Origin of the sequence: Streptomyces caniferus (assembly GCF_009811555.1) — a bacterium.
GTDB lineage: Bacteria > Actinomycetota > Actinomycetes > Streptomycetales > Streptomycetaceae > Streptomyces > Streptomyces caniferus.
Map to the genome: position 1 here is coordinate 952,433 of NZ_BLIN01000005.1, position 17,080 is coordinate 969,512.

The window sequence follows — 17,080 nt, forward strand, 5'->3', positions numbered from 1 at the left end:
GGCCGTCAGGCGGCGTGCGGTGCGGGCGCGGCCTCGCCGGTGGCCGGGGTGAGCCGCAGCGCCACGACGTACGAGACGACCACGGCGACGATCACCAGCGGCATCACCGTCAGACCGCTGCTCCCCAGCAGCAGGGTGGCCAGCAGCACCGAGGTCATCGGCAGCCGGAGCATCGCCACGCACATGGCGCCGACGCCCATCGCGAAGGCGGCGGTGAGCGAGAGGCCGGGCAGGTGGGCCAGCACCACTCCGCCGGCCGCGCCGAGGAACAGCGCGGGGAAGATGGGGCCGCCCCGGAAGGCGCTCAGCGACGCGCAGTACGCCAGGCCCTTGCACGCGATGAGCAGCAGCAGCGCCGCCACCGAGTAGCCCGCGCTGTCCCGGAAGAGCGACCCCAGCGCCGACTGGCCCGAAGAGAGCATCTCGGTGGCGGGCTTGCCGGTGGTCCCGGCGAACAGCACCGCCAGCGCGCCCACCACCAGGCCCATCACCATCGTGGCCGGGACCCGGTGGCGGACCACACGGTCCTTGAGGAACAGCGAGAGCCGCCGTACACCGGCCGCGAGGAACGCCGCGGCCACGCCGATGACCAACGCCCAGCCGAACTCCGGCACCGTCGGCTGGGCGGCCTTGGGGATGTCGTGCAGCGCGAGGGAGTACGTACCGAGACCGGTCCAGTCCCCCAGCCCGGTGAAGACCAGCGCGCCGATCCCCGCCGCCAGCAGGCCGGGCACCAGCAGCATCCCGAGCATCGGGCCGCCCAGCCCCGACACCTCCATCAGGAGGAACGCGCCCAGGAGCGGGGAGCCGAGCAGCGCGCTCACCGCAGCGAAGCTGCCGGCGGCGCCCACCGCGGCGACGGCCTGGGAGGTCGCGCCCCGGCCCAGCAGCCCTGCGGCGCCCGCGGCCAGCCCGCCGCCGAGGGCGATGAGCGGCGCCTCCGGTCCGAGCACCGCGCCGAAGCTGAGGGACGCCAGTGCCGCGAGGACGACACCGGGGAGCGCGGAGAGCGGGGGCGCACCGCGGAGCGCCAGCCCGTCGGCCGGCTCATGGCCGCCGTGGCCCGGCAGATAACGGACGGTCAGGCCGACCAGAAGGCCGGCGACCACGAGCATCGGGACCGGCCACCACAGGGGCGTCCCGGTGAAGCCCAGCGCCCGCGGCAGATCCTTGTAGATCAGCGGTTCCAGCTCGTGGACCAGCGCGAGGAAGCCGAACGCGACGGCACAGACCGGGAAGCCGACCGCCGCCGCCACCACCAGGAGCTTCAGGTATCCGCGGGTGCGCACCAGCGCGTACGGGTCCTGGGGCACGGATGCGGGTGTCCCGCCCACCGGGCCGGTGGAGCCGACCGACATCGCCTCGCCTCCTCGGTACCGGGGGTGCCCCGGCGCCCGCCCGGGCCGCCGCCCCGCCGAGCCTGCCATGGCCGGTCCTGCCCGGCATCCGGGGCGCCGCCGGGCAGGTGTCCCAGGCGAAAGGTGGCCCGGCTCGGCCCGCCGGTGACCCCGTCCTCACCCCTGCGGCGCCGCCGCCTCCCGGAGCGCGGCCAGCACCGGGCGGAGCAGGGGGTGCTCCTCGGCTCCGCGGCGTACGGCGGCGAAGACCCGGCGGGTGGGGGCGACATCGTCGACGGGGCGGACGGCCACGCCCGTGAGGTCCATGTCGCGCAGGGCGGAGCGGGGGACGAGGGCCACCCCCGCGGCCGCCGAGGCGAGGGCGACGACGGCTCGGAAGTCGTCGGAGGAGTGCTCCAGCCGGGGCTCGAAACCGGCGTATTCGCAGGCCAGGACGACCACGTCATGGCAGGGGTTGCCGGGGTAGGGGCCGATCCAGGGGTCCTCGGCGAGGTCGGCCACAGCCACCTGCGCCACGTCGGCGAGGCGGTGGCCGGGCGGCAGCACCGCGTCGAACGGCTCGGCGTAGAGCGGGACCCGGGTCAGCCGCGGATCGTCGGCGCGGGGCGCGCCCCGGTATTCGACGGCGACCGCCACATCGACCTGCCGGTCCAGGACCATCAGCAGGCTGGCGTCGCCCTCGGCGTCCTGGACGCGCACCCGGATGCCGGGCGCGGTGCGGGTGAGTGCGGTGAGCGCGGGCGCGACGACCAGGCCGATGCCGGTGGCGAACGCCGCGACGGTGACCGTGCCGGCCTCGCCCGAGCCGTAGGCGGCGAGCTCGGACTCGGCGCGCTCCAGCTGGGCGAGGACGGCGTTGGCGTGGGCGAGCAGGATGTCGCCCGCGGCGGTCAGCCGTACGCCGCGGGCGCTGCGCTCCACCAGTCGGTGGCCGGTCTCCTGTTCCAGGGCGGCCAGCTGCTGGGAGACCGCCGAGGGGGTGAGGTAGAGCGCGGCGGCCGCGGCGGTGACCGTGCGGTGGTCGGCCACCGCACGGAGGATGTGCAGCCGTCGTGCTTCGATCATGCTTCCAGTTTCGCAGGAGCGGCCCGCGGGCCGCGTCAGCCGCCGAGCACGGCCCTCGCATCGATGAACGCGTCGACCGCGCGGTTGACGTCCTCGGTGGAGTGCGCGGCGGACAGCTGGACGCGGATCCGCGCCTGGCCCTGCGGGACCACGGGGTAGGAGAAGCCGATGACGTACACCCCGCGCTCCAGGAGCAGCTCCGCCATCCGGGCCGCCTCGGCCGCGTCGCCGATCATGACGGGGGCGATGGCGTGGTCGCCGGGGAGGACGTCGAAGCCCTCCTCCGTCATCCGGGAACGGAACAGCGCCGTGTTGGCGTGCAGCCGCTCGCGCAGCTCGCCGGCCGACTCCAGCAGGTCGAGCACCTTCAGCGAGGCGGCCGCGATCACCGGGGCGAGCGAGTTGGAGAAGAGGTACGGGCGCGAGCGCTGGCGCAGCAGCGCGACGATCTCGGCGCGGGCCGCGACATAGCCGCCGGAGGCACCGCCGAGGGCCTTGCCGAGGGTGCCGGTGATGATGTCGACGCGGTCCATCACGTCGTGCAGCTCGGGGGTGCCGCGCCCGCCGGGGCCGACGAAGCCGACCGCGTGCGAGTCGTCGACCATCACCATGGCGCCGTACTGTTCGGCCAGGTCGCAGATCTCGCGCAGCGGCGCCACATAGCCGTCCATGGAGAACACGCCGTCGGTGACGACGAGCTTGCGCCCGGCGCCGCCGGCCTCCTTCAACTGGCGCTCCAGGTCGGCCATGTCGCGGTTGGCGTAGCGGAAGCGGCGGGCCTTGCACAGACGGATGCCGTCGATGATGGAGGCGTGGTTGAGGGCGTCGGAGATGACCGCGTCGTCCGGGCCGAGCAGGGTCTCGAAGACGCCGCCGTTGGCGTCGAAGCAGGAGGAGTAGAGGATGGTGTCCTCCTGGCCGAGGAAGCCGGAGATCCGCTGCTCCAGCTCCTTGTGGACCTCCTGGGTGCCGCAGATGAAGCGGACCGAGGCGAGGCCGTAGCCCCAGCGGTCGAGCGCCTCATGGGCGGCCGCGACGACCTCGGGGTGGTCGGCGAGGCCGAGGTAGTTGTTGGCGCAGAAGTTGAGCACCTCGCCGGGGTTGCCTCCCGCGGTGACCGCGACGGTGGCGGACTGCGGAGTGCCGATGACGCGCTCGGGCTTGTGCAGGCCGGCGGCGCGGATGTCGTCGAGGGTGCCGCGCAGTTCGTCACGTACGGAGTCGAACATCAGGGATTTCTCCAGGAGTTGGGGTGAAGCGGTGCGAGGGGGCCGGAGGGGCGCGCCGCGGTCGGGGCGGCCGCGCCGGAATCAGGTGGTCCAGTCGAGGATGATCTTGCCGCTCCGGCCGCTGGCGGCGTCGTCGAAGGCGGCGTCGAAGTCCTGGTGCGCATAGCGGCCGGTGATCACGGGCGCGAGGTCGAGGCCGCCTTCGAGCAGCACGGACATCGCGTACCAGGTCTCGAACATCTCCCGGCCGTAGATGCCCTTGATCGTGATCATGGAGGTGACGATCCGGGACCAGTCGACGGGGAACTGCTCGGCGGGCAGGCCGAGGACGGCGATCCGGCCGCCGTGCGTCATGTTGGCGATCATGTCGCGCATCGCCTCGGGCCGGCCGGACATCTCCAGTCCGATGTCGAAGCCCTCGCGCAGGCCCAGTTCGCGCTGGCCGTCGGCGATGGTCGTCTCGGCGACGTTGAGGGCGAGGCTGACGCCGACCTTGCGGGCCAGTTCGAGGCGCGGCTCGCTGACGTCCGTGATCATGACATTGCGGGCGCCGGCGTGCCGGGCGACGGCCGCGGCCATGATGCCGATCGGCCCCGCGCCGGTGATCAGTACGTCCTCGCCGACCAGCGGGAACGACAGCGCGGTGTGCACGGCGTTGCCGAACGGGTCGAAGACGGCGGCGATATCGAGGTCGACGGGGACGCGGTGCACCCACACATTGGAGGCGGGCAGCGCCACGTACTCGGCGAACGCGCCGTCCCGGCCGACGCCGAGGCCGACGGTGGCGCGGCACAGATGGCGGCGGCCGGCCAGACAGTTGCGGCACTTGCCGCAGACCAGGTGCCCCTCACCGCTGACCAGGTCACCGGCCTTGATGTCGGCGACGTCCCGGCCGGTGTCGACCACCTCGCCGACGAATTCGTGGCCGATCGTCATCGGGGTGGCCACGGTCTGCTGGGCCCAGCCGTCCCAGGCCCGGATGTGCAGGTCCGTGCCGCAGATGCCGGTGCGCAGCACCTTGATCAGGACATCGCCCGGACCGATGGCCGGCTCGGGTACGTCCATGAGCCACAGACCCGGCTCCGCCTTCTGCTTGACCAGTGCCTTCACCGCAACGGCTCCCGTACGTCAGTGTGAGCTGCCGGGGGCCCGTCCCGGCCACCCGATCTTCGTCAGGAAATCTTCCGTACGCGCGCCGCCCGGTCCATCGAGGATTTCTTAAGCGCGGCCACAGCTTCCCTTTACGCCCCGTGGGGAACGGGCTTCCCGGCCCCCGGGGTGAGCGCGGTCACGCCCGCGCGCCGGGCCGGCGAGGACGCCGGACGCGCAGCTCGGGGGCGGTGCAGCGGGTCGGCGGGTGAGGCCCGGACCGGTCCCCCGGACGAGGCCGGGCGGCGCGGGAGTGTAAACGTTCGCCACCGCAAGCGTCGGAATTCATCACAGCTTGAGTGGCCGTGAGACCCGGATGCACGGGGCTACGTAGGACTGGGTGGCAGCAACACACGGGTGCTGACGCGACGCACCGCGGTCGCCCGTGTGCCCCGTTCCTGTGCGTCCCTGGAGGTCAGTGAATTGAGCCACCGACATGTGAACAAGCGCCTGCGGACCGGCGCCATCGCCACCGCCGGTGTGGCCGCCGTCGCGGCCGCAGCGATCCTGCTCCCCAACGCCAATGCGAGCACGGACCAGCCGGCGGCCCCGAAGACACTCAGCGCCCACTCGGCCACGCAGCTGGCGGCATCCCTGAAGGCGGACCTGGGGGACAAGGGCGCCGGCTGGTACCTGGACGGCGCGAAGGGCCACCTGGTCATGAACGTGCTGTCCGAGGACGACGCCAAGAGCGTCACGGCCAAGGGCGCCGTCGCCAAGGTCGTGCACAACAGCATGACCGCGCTGAAGGCCGGTGCGAAGACCCTGCGCGACTCCGCCTCGCTGCCCGGCACGGCGTGGTCGATCGACCCGAAGACCAACAAGATCGTGGTGCTCGCCGACAGAACCGTTACCGGCGCAAAGATGGCAACGCTCAACAAGGTCACGGGCGGCATGGGCGCGGGCATGGTCACCGTCAAGCGGTCCCAGGGCGAGTTCAAGCGGTACGACGGCGAGAGCGCGGGCGGCGGCGGGCAGGCGGCGAGCGGTGCCGGCGGCGCCGGTGCGGCGGGCGGCGGCAATGCCGGGGCGGCCGGCGGCGGCAATGCCGGGGCAGCGGGCGGCGGCAACGGCGGGCAGGCCGCGGGCGGTGCCGGTGATGACGGCGGCGCCGGTGGAGCCGGTGGCGGACAGGCCGCGGGGCCGGTCGGCGGCAGCGCCATCTTCGGCGGCAACGCCCGGTGTTCGCTGGGCTTCAACGTCACGGTCAAGGGCGCACCGGCGTTCCTGACGGCGGGTCACTGCGGCAACGACTCCAAGACCTGGACGGCCGACCAGGGCGGCAGCCAGCCGCTGGGCACGGTGGCCGACTCCAAGTTCCCGAAGACCGACTTCGCACTGGTCACCTACGACGACACCAGCGCGAAGCCGGAGAGCTCGGTCGACCTGGGAAACGGCAGCACCCAGGAGATCACCAAGGCCGCGGAGGCCGCCGTCGGCATGAAGGTGCAGCGCTCGGGCAGCACCACCGGCCTGCACGACGGCACCGTCACCGGCCTCGATGCGACGGTGAACTACGGCAACGGCGACATCGTCAACGGCCTCATACAGACGGATGTCTGCGCCGAGCCCGGCGACAGTGGCGGCGCGATGTTCTCCGACGACTCGGCGGTCGGTCTGACCTCCGGCGGCAGCGGCGACTGCACCGCGGGCGGCGAGACCTTCTTCCAGCCGGTCACCGACGCGCTGAAGGCCACGGGCGCGGAGATCGGTGCCGGGGGCGGCGGCGCGGGCGGCGGTGACGCGGGCGGCGGTGACGCCGGAGCGGGTGGCGCCGGGGCCGGTGACGCCGCAGCGGGTGGTGCCGGAACCGGCGACGCCGCAGCAGGCGGGGCCGGTGACGCCGGGGCGGGCGACGCCGGCGCAGGTGACGCCGGAGCCGGTGCCCAGGACCCGGGTACCGGCGCGGAAGACCCGGGTGCCGGTGCCCAGGACCCCGGTACGGGTGCCCAGGACCCGGGAGCCGGCGGCAGCAGCGACCCCGGAGCGGGCAGTGGTGACGGCCTGAACTGACCGCACCGGAACCCTCCGGACCCCTCAGGATCCCTCCGTGCCATCGGCCCCGCCCCCTTCCCCTTCCCCTGGAAGGAGGGCGGGGCCGATGCGTCCGGACACCCCGTCAGGGCTCCCGTACCTCTCCGTACGAGGTGACGGTGAACAGGCCGCCATCGGGGTCGCGGATGACGGCCTGACGGCCCTCGCCGTCCGCGGTGGGCGTGACGGGTGTGACGGTCCCTCCGGCGGCCACCGCGGCGGCCGTCACCTTCTCGATCTCGTCGACCGGGAAATGGACGTGCCAGCGCGGCCGCACCCGCGGGTCCGGGGCGGACTCCACCGCACCGCCCCGCAGCGTGGCGACGGTGTGCGTCCCGTCCCGGACGATGACCTGGTCGTGTTCGTAGGTCACATCGCAGCCGCCCGGCTCCCCCGAGGCCCAGCCGAAGACCTCCGCATAGAAGATGGCGGCGGCGAAGGCGTCCCGGGTGCGCAGTTCGATCAGGGCGGGCGCGGCACCCCGGCCGACCGACCACGCCAGGGTCTGGCCCTCCCAGAAGCCGAACGTGGCGCCGTCGGGATCGGCGGCGAGGGCGGCGCGCCCGGGACCGAGCTTGAGCGGGCCGACCGCGACGGTCCCCCCGCGTTCGCGGATCCGGTCCGCGGTCTCGTCGGCGTTCTCCACCGCGAAGTACGAGGTCCAGGCCACGGCCACCTGAAAGCTCTGGGCCAGGGCGCCGATGCCGGCAACCGCCTGTCCGCCGCCCACCGCGACGGAGAACTCCTCGCCGAGGCTGGCCGGACGGAACCGCCAGCCGAGGACGGCGGAGTAGAACTCCTGCGCGGAATCCAGATCGCGGGCCATCAGACTGACCCAGCACGGAGCGCCGCGTACCGGAGTGGCCGGGCCGTGGGCCGACATGACATCTGCCTCCTGTTGCTCAGCGCCCCTTCCCACTCTGCCAGCGACGGGGCAGGGCCGCACCAAGGGCGCGTCCCTGCGGCAGCAGCGCAGTTGTGCCGGTCTTGATCAGGCTCGATGCTGTAGTTACTGAACCGGGCTGGGTTGATGCCATGAACGCATGGAACGCGGCGGAGAACGCCGACTTCCGTGGTCCCCTCGACGTCACCAGGGCGGCCACAGCGGTCCTGGACGCCCAGGACCGGATCATCGGGTGGAGCCCGGCGGCCCAGCGGCTCCTCGGGTACCGGCCGGAGGAGATCATCGGGCGCCCCGTGAAGACGCTCGTCCCGGCCGATTCGACGGACGACCTGCCGGAGACCCGGCTGAGCGGCAGCCGGGCGCACATGCTCCGGCACCGTGACGGCCGGATGCTGCGGATGGCCGTCTCGACCTGTCCCCTCACCGAGGTGTCCGAGGCCGCCGGTGCGCAGCCGTCCCGTGTCCTGGTGGCGGCGGAGCTGGCCGAGCACCGGATGTGGGAGTCCCGTCAGGCGATGTTGCACGGTCTGGCCACCCAGTCCCCGGTGGGTCTGGCGATCTACGACACCGAGCTGCGGCTGATCTGGGCGAACGGCGCGTATACCCGGGAGATCGGGCTGCCGGTGGAGGAGTTCCTCGGCGCCCGGGCCGATGAGCTGTACCCGGACGGCGAGTTCGTGAGCGAGGGCTACCCGCGCGCCCTCGACTCGGTGATGCGGCACGTCCTCGACACCGGCGAACCGATCCTCGATCTGCACTTCGTCGGCCAGCAGCCCTCCGACCCGGGGCCCGACCACGTCTGGTCCTGCTCCTACTACCGGCTGCAGGACGCCCACGGCCAGGTGCTCGGGGTGTGCGAGGACGCCTTCGACATCAGCGGCCGCTACCAGGCCCAGCGCCGGTTGAACCTGCTGGTGGAGGCGGGCGCCCGGATCGGCACCACGCTCGATATGACGGTCACCGCGCGGGAGGTCACCAACGTGGCGGTGCCGGCCTTCGCTTCCATGGTCACCGTCGACCTGGTGCGGTCCGTACTGGACGGCGAGGAGCCCGAAGCCTTCGACGGCGCGCTGCCCGCCCTGACGCGGGTGGCCACCCGTACCGCCGATCACCCCCCGGACCGCTCGCAGCACGGCCCGTACCGCGTCGAGTACCCGCCCGGGTCGCTGCAGTACCGCAGTCTTTCCTCCGGCGGCATGGTGCGCGAGGAGGGCACCATGGTCGTGCCGTTGCGGGCCGGCGGCTCCCTGATGGGGCTGGTCACCTTCCTCCGCCCCGGTCAGGCGGTCTTCGACGCGGAGGAGATCGAGCTCGCAGACGAGCTGGTGATCCGGACGGCGGTGTGTCTGGACAACGCCCGCCGCTTCACCCGGGAGCACACCGCCGCGCTGACCCTGCAACGCCATCTGCTGCCGCAGCACCTGCCGGCCCAGTCCGCCGTCGACCTGGCCTACCGCTATCTGCCGAGCGACGACCGGGCCGGGGTCGGCGGCGACTGGTTCGATGTCATCGGTCTCTCGGGCACCCGGGTCGGCCTGGTCGTCGGGGACGTGGTCGGCCACGGCCTCCAGGCGGCGGCGACCATGGGACGGCTGCGGACGACCGTCCGCGCCCTGGCCCGGATGGACCTGTCCCCCGACGAGCTGCTGAGCCGGCTGGACGACCTGGTGGGACAGACCGCGGAGGAGCAGGCTGCCGCGATCGGCACGGACGCCGGCCCGGACGATGTGGCCACCGGCGTGACCTGCCTCTACGCGGTCTACGACCCGGTGTCGCGGCGGTGCACCATGGCACGGGCCGGTCATCTGCCGCCGGCCGTCGTCGACGCGGAGGGCGGCCTGTACTTCCCGGACCTGCCGGCCGGCCCGCCACTGGGGCTCGGCGGCCTGCCGTTCGAATCCCTGGAGATAGAGCTTCCGGCCGGCAGCCTGATCGCGATGTTCACGAACGGGCTGGTCGAGGGCCGCGACCGGGACGTCGACGAGGGGCTGGCCATCCTGGGCCGGGTGCTGAGCGATCACCGCAGGCCGCTGGACGAGCTGTGCATTCACACGCTGGCCGAGCTGCTCCCGGACGGACCGGCCGTCGACGACTCGGCACTGCTGCTGGTGCGCACCCGCGAGCTGGACGCCCGGCAGGTGGCGGCCTGGGAGCTGCCCGCCGAGCCGGCCTCGGCGGGCAGGGCCCGGGAGCTGGCGACCGGACAGCTGCGCGAGTGGGGTCTGGAGGAGCTGTCCTATGTGACGGAACTCGTGGTCAGCGAGCTGGTCACCAACGCCGTACGGCATGCGGCGGGGCCCCTGCACCTGCGGCTGCTGCGCGATCTGACCCTGCTGACCGAGGTGTCGGACACCGGCCACACCTCGCCCCATCTGCGGCACAGCGCCAGCGACGACGAGGGCGGGCGGGGGCTTTTCATCGTCGCGCAGCTGGTGCAGCGGTGGGGTACGCGCTACACGCCGTACGGCAAGACGATCTGGACGGAACAGGCGTTTCCGCCGCACTATCCCGGGGCCCCGCGCCCGGCCGGCTGACCGGCTCGGGGAGCTCCGGAACGGATCGGCCCGGCCCATATCGTGCGGCCGTTCGGAGGCGGTCCCATCATGGAACCAAGCGAGGTCCCGGCGACTCGGCGGGCGCGGACAGAGGAGGACCTGTGACGACCAATGGCAGCGACAAGTCGGCCGAGAAGCCCCCGGTCGAGCTGTACACCGGTAGCGAGCGGCCCTACGACCCGGAGGACCTGGTGAAGGTGTCCGGGCGCGAACCCACCCCCGCGACCCTGGAATGGGCCCGGCGTCTGATGGCCGAGGAGGGGCCCGGCCCCGCCATCGAGCGCTATCTGCCGTAACGGCCACCGGCTGACCGAGCGGGCCGACGGGCCACCGGACGGGGCGCGGGCGCGGACCGCTCCGCGGCACCGGCGCGCGCACCCGCCCGGCCCGCGGGCGCGGACACCCCCGCGCGCCGCGCGCCCGTACCGGCGGGGAGGGCTGTCCCGCACGGCCGTACCCACGGACGGCTGCCGCTCACGCACGCACGCCGCCACCTTCTCTCCGCCGCAACCCGCGCTCCGCCACGCGCCGTTGAGCCGCGCGCTCGCGCGCCTTGCCACGGCCCTCCGCCACCGCCCGTACCGATAAACCGCTTGCGGCGGCCCGTCGCGCTCGGGAAGATCCCCTCGACCGCGGCCGCGCCGCCGCGTCGGCATGCTCCGGAGCGTACCGACGGAGCTCGTCTCCCTTCAGGGGGTGCGTATCACCCCTTACGGGCCCTTGCGCCCCGCAGGCGGCACGCACCACCGCTGTGGCACCGCTTCGCACGTCGCCAGCCCACCGGCCGGGTCCCGTCCGGGACTCGCCGCGGAAAGGAATCCACCGTGACCACCGAACGCCCCGCCCCGCCCGTACGCGCGAACGAGCGGGAGACCCTGCGGACCTACCTCGACTTTCACCGGGCCACCCTCGCCATGAAGACCGACGGCCTCTGCGACGAGGACCTCAGGCGCCAGGCGAGCCCGCCGTCCACGCTCTCCCTGCTCGGCCTGGTGCGGCACATGGCAGAGGTGGAGCGCACCTGGTTCCGCCGGGTGATCAACGGCGAGGACATCCCGCTCGTCTGGTCGGCCGACGGCGACTTCCAGGTGGCGTACGACGCGTCCACGGCCACCCGCGCGGAGGCGTTCGACGCCTGGCAGACCGAGGTGGCGCACGCCCGTCGCATCGAGCGGGAGGCGGCGTCGCTCGATGTCACGGGATACCAGCCCCGCTGGGGCGAACATGTCTCCCTGCGCCTGGTGATGCTGCACCTGATCCATGAGTACGCCCGCCACAACGGCCATGCGGACTTCCTCCGCGAGGCCATCGACGGCACGGTCGGTCCCTGAGGGGCCCACAGCGGCCGGTGGCACTTCCGTGCCCACCGGCCGCCGTGGCGAGCGGACCGGCCGCTGCCGACGCCGCTAGCCGAGCTCCAGGCTGGTGACGGCGAAGGTCCGCTCCTGGTCCGTCGGCGGGACCGGGCCGGTGTACATCCGGACGGTGTGCGACCGCGGGGTCAGTCCGCGGGCCGCGGCCAGGGCGTGCGCGGCCTGCCGCGGGCCGGGGATGTCGAGGAAGACCTCGCCGTCCGGGTCGACGGACGCGGTGAGGGCGTCGAAGAGGGCCTCGGCCGCTTCGGTGGTGTCGGCGAAGAGCGGGCCGATGCGATGGCCGGTGCGGGCCGGGCGGAGCACGCCGTATCCGGTGACGGCGCCCTCGCGCAGAAAGGCGAGGGCGGTGTGGCCGGGGGCCGTCAGCCAGCGGGTGACGAAGGCGCGGCGGTCGGCGGGGAAGCAGCGCCGGTCGTAGTCGGCGAGGGCGTCGAGGTGGGCGGCGGTGACCGGGACCACCTCGGCCGGCGGCGGTGTGCCGGGGCGCAGAGGGCGTCCGCCGTAGCGGATGGTGTCGTGGGCGGGCGCGAACCCGGCGCGCTGATAGGTGGCTTGCTGGGCGGGCACGGCGTCGAGGCCCACCGTCCGGGCACCGGCGTGCGGGAAGGCGGCACGCCAGGTGGCGAGTCCGAGGCCCTGCCGGCGGTGGCCGGGGTCGACGAGGTAGTAGCCCAGGAACGCATAGGCGTCCGAGTAGTTGACGATCGAGACCGCGGAGACGGTGCGTCCGGCGCGGCGTCCGAGGAAGAAGCCTCCGGGGTCGGTGGGGTGGAAGCAGGCGGTGTCGCCGAGGCCGGGGTTCCACTCCTCGTCGGCGGCCCACTGGGCGACGCGCTGCCAGTCCTCCAACGAGGCGGTGGAGACGGTCAGTTCGCCGGTGTCGGGCCGGTGGTCGGGGGCGTTGCCGATAGGGGGCATGCCGGGTGTACGTCCCTTCTGGTGGGGTCAGGGGGCGAGCGGAACCGGTAGGGACCGGTGGCGGCGCGCGGGGGCGGGCCGGCCGGGAGGTGCGGCCGGCCGGTCCGCCCGTGCGCGCCCGTCACGAGCCGTGATCCGGGGTGTTCCGTGTTGTTCCGTGTTTCGTGAGAGGCGCGCGAACAGGCCTAGATCAGGTCCATCGCGGCGACCTCGTCGGGACGGCCGTAGCTGACCGGTCCCTGGAAACGCCGTCGGGCGGTGGCGAACCACCAGACGGTGGCGATGACCAGTACCACCGCCAGCGCGATGGGCGCGTAGTTGAACGAGGCGGGGGTGATGGGAGACGCCTGGGGCAGCATGAACAGCACATTGCTGATCAGGATCCAGGCCACGGCGACCGCCGCGACGGGCTTGCCGTACCGGCCGAGGTTCCACGGCCCGGCCTGGAAGTCGTCGAGGCGCAGCCGCAGGAAGATGGGCACGGCGTAGGCGAGGAACAGGCCGACGACGTTGACGCTCACCACGGCGGTGAAGGCGGTGTGGGACCACCAGCCGGGCAGCACCAGCACCAGGGGGCAGGCCGCGGCGAGCCAGACGGCCTTCACGGGGGTACGGGTGCGCGCGGACACCGAATGCCACCAACGGGAGCCGGGCATCGCACCGTCCCGCGAGAAGGCAAAGATCTGCCGGGTATTGCTGGTCATGTTGGCGAGACCGCAGAAGAGCATCGCACCGATAACGATCAACAGCAGGAACTTCGCGGTGCTTTGGCCGAGTGCGTCGACGAGAATCTGCACCGGCGGCGCCTCGGCGCTCGCGGCGTGCCCATAGTCACGGATCGCGTAGACCAGCGCGAGCATGAGGATCAGTCCGGTGATCGCGGAGTAAGTGATCGCCCGCATGATGCCCCGGGGGGCGTTGACCGTGGCCTTCACCGTTTCTTCAGACATGTGGAAACTGCCGTCGAAGCCCGTGAAGGTCCAACTCGTGACGAGCAGGCCCAGCATTCCGCCGTAAATCGCATGGGTGAAGCCGGTGTTGTTGACGAAGTGCATCGCGAACGACGGCTGGTGGTGATCGGGGACCAGGGCCAGCGCGCTGACGATCACCACCATGCCGATCAGCAGCCACCACACGGAAATACGGTTCACCAGGGCAACCAGCCGCACGGTATACGTGTTGGCCAGCGCCTGGAGGAGAAGGATGGCCGCCGTGATGCCGACCGTCTGCTGCGCCGTCGGCTCGTAGGACGGCCACTGCATGGCGATGAACGCCTGGATGAAGGTGGCGGCGGCGAAGTTGGTGGCCGCGGTCCCGCCGACCTGGCCCACGAAGTTCAGCCAGCCCGTGTACCAGGACCAGGCGCCCTGGTGCCGCTTGGCGAGCTTGCCGGCCGAGAAGTAGAGCGCGCCGCTGGTCGGGTAGGCGGAGGCGATCTCGCCCATCGCGGCGCCGACGAACAGCACCATGATCGACACGCCGATCCAGCCGAAGATCAGGATCCGTGGACCACCGGCGTTCATACCGAAGCCGAAGGAGGAGAAGATCCCGGAGATGATGTTGATGATGGTGAAGGAAATGGCGAAATTGTCGAACGCCCGGAATCTGCGGGTGAGTTTCCGCGGATAGCCCATGGCGTGGAGCGTGGCGTCATCGTCGAGCGTGCCGGGGTCTGCCGGGTGGGGGGTTTTCGAGCGAGCTGGGGACGTACGCTCGGACACAACCGAAACCTTTCTGGGGGGACCGGGGGAAGAATGGATCGGGTTGAGCTGATCGAACGGGTGGAGCAGAATGGGTGACCCTTTTCAGGTGCTGAATCCGGCGCGACACGGGACTCCTCATAAATCAGCCGTCATGCGGAACAGGAAGTCCGCAGGAACGTCTCGCCCTGGTCAATTGCTCCTCGGGATCCCCGAATGCACTCCAGGGCATGCGCGAGGCATACGGCCCCATGGCCATGAAGACTTCGCGTGCCTCGAATTCACGTTTCGCCATGAACAGCGCATGGGCCAGATACGCCAGATCCAGCACCGGCGTGTAACGGTAGGCGGCCACCTGCGGAAACCAGTTCCGGTAGATGCCCATGGCGGTGGTGATCCACTGGGGCTGCTCCCAGGTGTGGTCCGCGAGCAGTTCGGCCGGGTTGTAGTCCTCGACCAGCGCCACCAGGGGCAGCAGCCGCAGCGGTGAGGCGGCGGGAGCCCGCTGGCTCAGGAACGCGGCGACGTCCCAGCTCGCGCTGGACGAACCGCCGTAGCGGGTGAAGAAGAACGACAGGAAGCGGTGGTGCGCCTCGCGGTGCCAGGGGTCGAGCCGGAGGATGTGGGCGAAGAGGTACCAGGGTCCGGCCGGCGCGGTCAGCAGCCCCTGCGGCGCCGGGTCCTGCGGGCGGTCGAGGCGCGTCAGCGCCAGTTGCGCCACCCAGGGCGTGGGGTCCTTGGGCAGCAGCTTCGCGGCCCGCTCGCACGCCGATTGCGCTATCCGCGCCAGGGCCCCCTGCCGCCGGTCGCCGGCATCGGCCATGCGCAGGGCCCGGAGCATCGCCACCCGGGCCCAGAGCAGCGCCGCCTCGGGCCCCGGCTCCTCGGCCAGCCAGCGCTCGGCCAGGTCCGAGTCGGCCGCCACGGACGCCAGCACGAGCGACCGGTGGGCGCGCACCTCGAAATCCTCCCGGGCCTCCCGCAGAACGTCGTGCGCGCTCAAGTACCGTCCGGTCCGTACGTCCATACACGCGCGCGCCAGCGCCCGGTCATCGGCAGCCGGACTCCACACGTACTGCCCCTCGAAAGAGCCGGCCGCCATGGTCCCCTCCCGGTCACGAAGGCGTCATCCCCCACACCACATTCCGGCCGAGACGAATTCAGCCGGATCCCTGCCACCGGTCAAGTGACAGCGGACACACCTTACTCACCCTCAACTCATCGCGAAAACAAGTCGCCTGGAATATCTGGTTCCGCACCTTTTAGCCTCGATGAAATTGAAAAGGAAACAACTTTTCGCCCGCCCTCCCGAACCCCTCCACTTTGCGATCCCGTTCAACACCGCGCATTTATTTGGCATATTCACCCGTTCACGTGACCTTCACAACTGCACATCGTTGCCGATTACCCCTCCGTATCCATCGTTTCCATGGAGGGAGGGCGGTCCGACCCCGCGGCCGCCACACCTTCCCGCCGCCCGGCCCGGGAAAGGCAGGACCCCCACCCCTCTCTCACCCTGGCGGGACCCGCCCCGCAACCCCTGACCGTTCTCGGCCAGTTCAGGACGCTTTCCGGCCATGCCCGTCGACGGCCGGCACCGAGGGCGGCGCGGGGTCCGGACGGACGGGAGCGCCGGCCCCGGCGGACCCACCCCTCCCCTGAAGAGGCGTGAGCCGCTTCGCGCGACCCGCCCCGTCACCGGCCCGGCCACCACCGGGCCCCTACGGGGCCGCGGGCCCACTCGAACCGACAACATTCAATGAATTCCTGACGCGCTTGTGAAACGGAACAGCGGGAAGCCGGAGTCGACGGGCCGGTGCACCGACGGAGCGGGGGCCGCACAATCACGAAGTCGGCTCAAGAGCAACCGAATTAGCGGACGCTACTTTCCGGAACCACGCGATCACATGTAGCGTTCGACTGGACCGGAGGCCGTGACTTCACACCACGTCACGGCTGGGTACGGGCATGGGCGCGAGCGTTCCTGCGGTACGAGCGGAGCGATCGCCCCCGATGGGCGCACCTGCACCACAAGTGTCTGGCCGCCGCCCCGCCTCACCGCCGGACCGCCTCGCGATCGCTGCGGAGCACCTCAGAACCCTTGAACGTCGAGCACCGCCATGTCTGTCCGTACACGCCTGCTTTGCAAGAGGAATGGGCCCAGATCATGTTTATGAACCCCTCGACGACCCCGCTTGCGTTGCGTCCGGACGCCGACTTCGTCCGGCCGCCCATAGCCGGGCCCGGCGAAGGGCCACCCCTGGCGGTCGACCGGCTACCCGACGGAAAGTGGCAATTGACCCTGCACGACCTGGAACCCGTATCGGTGCACCGGCTGCCGTCCGACGAGGTCCACATCATCCTGGCGCCACCGGGCGAGGAACCGTCCCGGCCCGACGAGCCACCGGCCGGCCAGACCCGGCCGGAGCCGATCCGGATCGATACCGCGGCCCGGACGGTCTTCCTCAGAGGACGCCAACTCGATCTGCCACGGCTGGAGTTCGACCTGCTCGCCCATCTCGTGCTGCATCCCCGGCGCGCCTTTACCCGGGAACAGCTGATGGCCGCCGTCTGGCCCAGCTGCCAGTCCAGCACCCGCACGGTCGACGTCCACATCGCCCGGCTCCGCCGTCGCCTGGGCCCCGGCCTGCGCGACACCATCAGCACGGTCTTCGGCATCGGCTACAAGTACCTGCCGGCCCCACAGGGCGAGGGCCGCGGCTGACGCACCGTCGCACGACCGCGGGGGACGTATGACAGGGGCCGGTCGCCGACGCTCGTCGGCCACCGGC

Annotated in this window: 13 protein-coding genes; 5 read left to right on the forward strand and 8 right to left on the reverse strand. The window is 72.0% G+C overall.

Translation table 11 applies throughout. The annotated features are described in order from the left end of the window. Positions 1-5: 5 nt before the first annotated feature. The 4 genes from Scani_RS20760 to tdh form a co-directional block, all read right to left on the reverse strand. On the reverse strand, positions 6-1,358 hold the full coding sequence (locus Scani_RS20760; protein WP_159478602.1) for a chloride channel protein: 1,353 nt from the start codon (positions 1,356-1,358) through the stop codon (positions 6-8). Between the two features lie 156 nt (positions 1,359-1,514). Beyond that, positions 1,515-2,423 carry a LysR family transcriptional regulator gene (locus tag Scani_RS20765; protein WP_159478605.1) on the reverse strand — a complete coding sequence of 303 codons (909 nt, stop codon included), beginning with the start codon at positions 2,421-2,423 and terminating at the stop codon, positions 1,515-1,517. Between the two features lie 35 nt (positions 2,424-2,458). Next, positions 2,459-3,652, reverse strand: coding sequence for a glycine C-acetyltransferase (locus tag Scani_RS20770; protein ID WP_174872733.1), 1,194 nt, complete (start codon positions 3,650-3,652; stop codon positions 2,459-2,461). Positions 3,653-3,733: 81 nt separating this feature from the next. After that, positions 3,734-4,762, reverse strand: a complete 1,029-nt coding sequence (tdh, locus tag Scani_RS20775) for an L-threonine 3-dehydrogenase (RefSeq protein ID WP_159478609.1) — start codon at positions 4,760-4,762, stop codon at positions 3,734-3,736. A 477-nt stretch (positions 4,763-5,239) separates the two neighbouring features. Here tdh and Scani_RS20780 point away from each other — a divergent pair, with 477 nt between their 5' ends. Continuing rightward, positions 5,240-6,814: a S1 family peptidase gene (locus tag Scani_RS20780; protein ID WP_159478612.1), complete on the forward strand. Its 1,575-nt coding sequence runs from the start codon at positions 5,240-5,242 to the stop codon at positions 6,812-6,814. A 106-nt stretch (positions 6,815-6,920) separates the two neighbouring features. On the opposite strand, the gene Scani_RS20785 is transcribed toward Scani_RS20780, so the two are convergent. Continuing rightward, positions 6,921-7,718, reverse strand: coding sequence for a VOC family protein (locus Scani_RS20785; RefSeq protein WP_159478615.1), 798 nt, complete (start codon positions 7,716-7,718; stop codon positions 6,921-6,923). Between the two features lie 152 nt (positions 7,719-7,870). On the opposite strand from Scani_RS20785, the gene Scani_RS20790 reads away from it, so the two are divergent. From Scani_RS20790 to Scani_RS20800, 3 genes are all read left to right on the forward strand, one after another. Further along, the gene (locus tag Scani_RS20790; RefSeq protein ID WP_159478618.1) at positions 7,871-10,273 is read left to right on the forward strand and encodes a SpoIIE family protein phosphatase; all 2,403 of its coding nucleotides are present in this window, start codon (positions 7,871-7,873) and stop codon (positions 10,271-10,273) included. A 122-nt stretch (positions 10,274-10,395) separates the two neighbouring features. Continuing rightward, the gene (locus tag Scani_RS20795) at positions 10,396-10,590 is read left to right on the forward strand and encodes a TIGR02452 family protein (RefSeq protein ID WP_159478621.1); all 195 of its coding nucleotides are present in this window, start codon (positions 10,396-10,398) and stop codon (positions 10,588-10,590) included. A gap of 528 nt (positions 10,591-11,118) precedes the next feature. Beyond that, on the forward strand, positions 11,119-11,625 hold the full coding sequence (locus Scani_RS20800; protein ID WP_159478623.1) for a DinB family protein: 507 nt from the start codon (positions 11,119-11,121) through the stop codon (positions 11,623-11,625). A gap of 75 nt (positions 11,626-11,700) precedes the next feature. Here Scani_RS20800 and Scani_RS20805 read toward each other — a convergent pair whose 3' ends face one another. The 3 genes from Scani_RS20805 to Scani_RS20815 form a co-directional block, all read right to left on the reverse strand. Further along, a complete protein-coding gene (locus Scani_RS20805; protein ID WP_159478626.1) occupies positions 11,701-12,588 on the reverse strand; it encodes a GNAT family N-acetyltransferase in 888 nt (295 codons plus the stop codon). Between the two features lie 185 nt (positions 12,589-12,773). After that, positions 12,774-14,222 (reverse strand): amino acid permease, encoded by a 1,449-nt coding sequence (locus Scani_RS20810; RefSeq protein ID WP_159482261.1) that lies wholly within the window; start codon positions 14,220-14,222, stop codon positions 12,774-12,776. Between the two features lie 211 nt (positions 14,223-14,433). After that, positions 14,434-15,390 (reverse strand): hypothetical protein, encoded by a 957-nt coding sequence (locus tag Scani_RS20815; RefSeq protein WP_174872734.1) that lies wholly within the window; start codon positions 15,388-15,390, stop codon positions 14,434-14,436. Positions 15,391-16,455: 1,065 nt separating this feature from the next. On the opposite strand from Scani_RS20815, the gene Scani_RS20820 reads away from it, so the two are divergent. After that, a complete protein-coding gene (locus Scani_RS20820; RefSeq protein WP_371872361.1) occupies positions 16,456-17,013 on the forward strand; it encodes a winged helix-turn-helix domain-containing protein in 558 nt (185 codons plus the stop codon). Positions 17,014-17,080: the final 67 nt, after the last annotated feature.